Source organism: Luteibacter sp. P1_D3 (genome assembly GCF_056406135.1).
The window spans coordinates 1-2,306 of the sequence record NZ_JBFUAT010000086.1; the positions used below are offsets into that span (position 1 = coordinate 1).

General features: G+C 59.2%; 2 protein-coding genes and 1 pseudogene. 1 reads left to right on the plus strand and 2 read right to left on the minus strand.

Going from position 1 to position 2,306, the window contains the following annotated elements; translation table 11 throughout:
* Together AC1DYM_RS22920 and AC1DYM_RS22925 are read right to left on the minus strand one after the other, a co-directional pair.
* On the minus strand, positions 1 to 273 hold a 273-nt coding region (locus AC1DYM_RS22920), incomplete at its 3' end, for a hypothetical protein (RefSeq protein WP_477342343.1).
* A gap of 416 nt (positions 274 to 689) precedes the next feature.
* Positions 690 to 1,012, minus strand: a pseudogene (locus AC1DYM_RS22925) (IS3 family transposase); the annotation flags it as partial.
* 185 nt (positions 1,013 to 1,197) lie between these two features.
* On the opposite strand from AC1DYM_RS22925, the gene AC1DYM_RS22930 reads away from it, so the two are divergent.
* A partial coding sequence (locus tag AC1DYM_RS22930; protein ID WP_477342345.1) for a TonB-dependent receptor occupies positions 1,198 to 2,306 on the plus strand: 1,109 nt, incomplete at its 3' end.

The window sequence follows — 2,306 nt, forward strand, 5'->3', positions numbered from 1 at the left end:
GGTCACATGCCAGCCATCGTTCTTGCGGACAAAATCGAGAGCGGTCTGGGATGGCTTTTCTCCTGCATCAAACTGGTCGATGTGGACGTGTCCAGGGGACACCTTCACATGAGCGGGATAAAACTGGTCATCGTGGAACTGACTGCACTTCGAGCAAGCAATGAGTTTGTCGTTGGAGAAGTCAGGCACGAACTTTCCGTCTTTCTTGCCGAACATGATGAGGGTGCGGTAACGAACACTGTCCTTGTCGGGGGCGGTCTCGAATACGGCCACTGCGTCTGCGTTCGCCTGATCACCAGTGGACGCGAACGAAACCAGGGTAGTCCCCGCGGGCGCGATTGCTGTCACTTCGGGTGGGGCAGAGGGTGCAGGAGCTGCTGAGCGCGCCTGCGGCGATGCAAAAGCAGGGGACGCGGCCATTATCAAGCCAATGAGCGCTAGTCGGGAAGTCCTTGTCATCAGCAATTCCGGCTAAGAAAGTGCAGAGCATAACTTAGGTCGGAACGGGATACCGATGGTTGCTTCGCGTGGGGTTGGTGCGGCGAGCCGTGCTTCACAGTTCAGGTCACTTAGATAACCGTGGCGCCTGCGAAAGGGAGGCGAGTCCAAACCAAGTTTCCTGCCAAGAGCGAAGGTCAAGAACAGTAGCCCCGCGAGTAATATTGGACCGCCCAGCGTTTCGTAGACACTCAGGCGCCGGTTTTCGCGTGACGCAGCTCGAACTCTACCGGTGATAAATCGGTGGTGAAAGCATGTCGGCGTACTGGGTTGAAAAACCTCTCGATGCAATCGAAGACATCGGAGGATGCGGTGGCGCGATCGGGGTAGATCCGGCGCTTGACTCGTTCCTTTTCAGCAGGCTGAAGAAGCTCTCCGCGACGGCGTTGTCGTGACAGTTGCCGCGTCGACTCATGCTTGCCGCCTTGCCGTGCGCCTTCAGGAACGATGGCCAGTCCAGCCCAACCAGACGGCTGTCGTCATGCGAGCGTGGGCTATGTGGTGCGCGTCGCCAGGCGTACTTGAACTCATCCGTAAGAGCTTGCGACTTCTACGTAACGCCCATGTAACCGTTGTGTAAACGTTTTCGTGGTGATAGAAATTGGGCGACAGGCCGCTCAGGGGGCCATTCTCATCATTCGCGTCCCCAGTCCTCGGGAGGTCCCCGTGTGCCTGGCGACGTCTCACAAGAGTGCGTTTATGTCGACCCAGCTGCCCCTACGGCGCCTTCCGCTCCGCAGCCTTTGCGCTGCCCTCGCGATGGTCATCGCGCCGGCTGCCTTCGCGCAGTCGACCACCGGCAGCCTGTTCGGCGAGGTACCAGTCGCGCAGGGAACGACCGTGCGCGTTGAGAACCAAAGTGGTGTCAGCCGCGAGCTGCCGGTGGACGCCACTGGTCACTATCGCTCCCCGGCGCTTCCCATTGGCGAATACACAGTGACTCTGTTGCAACAGGGCGCGGTGGTCGACAAGCGGGATCACGTCGCAGTGCGTGTTGGCAACGCGAGCGAAGTGTCGTTCTCCACGGCAACGCCCCAGGCAACGAAGCTTGATGGGGTGCAGGTGTCCGCGAACGCAACGCCGCCTATCGATGTTGCCAGCGTGGACTCGCGTACGGTCATTGACGCGCAGCAGCTGGCAAGACTGCCCTTAGGGCGTACCGCCGAGCAGATAGCTCAGCTTGCCCCCGGCGTCGTACCGAACAATGGTGGCTTCACCAGCGATACCGGCAAGTCTTTGGTGAGCTTCGGCGGTTCGTCTGCCAATGCCAACGCGTATTACATCAACGGCTTCAACACCACGGACCCTTTGCAGGCACTGGGTGGTATCACCCTTCCTTATGGTGCCATTGACCAGGAAGAGGTCTACACCGGAGGTTATAGTGCCCAGTACGGCCGATCAGACGGCGGTGTGATCAACGCGGTGGGCAAGCGCGGGACCAACACCTGGCACTACGGCGTRCAATTCCTGTGGGAGCCGCAGTTCGCCCGTGCGAAGGGAGCTAATGATTACTACGCAAGCGGTGTACCCGAGTCAGCCAAGGCCGGCAACCTGTATGCGTATAACCGGGACAATCGCGATACGGGAACCACGGCGTCGGTGTATGCCGGCGGCCCGCTGATCAAAGACAAGCTGTATATTTTCGCGGCAGCTGAGGTGGAACGTCACGACACCCAGACGATTGCTAACGAAGAGGCCAGTAACTCGTTCGAAAGGTCGCGGAGCACCATGCCGCGTTGGTACACCAAGCTCGACTGGAATATCACTGCAAGCAATATTCTCGAGCTCACCGGCGCATCGGATAAAAC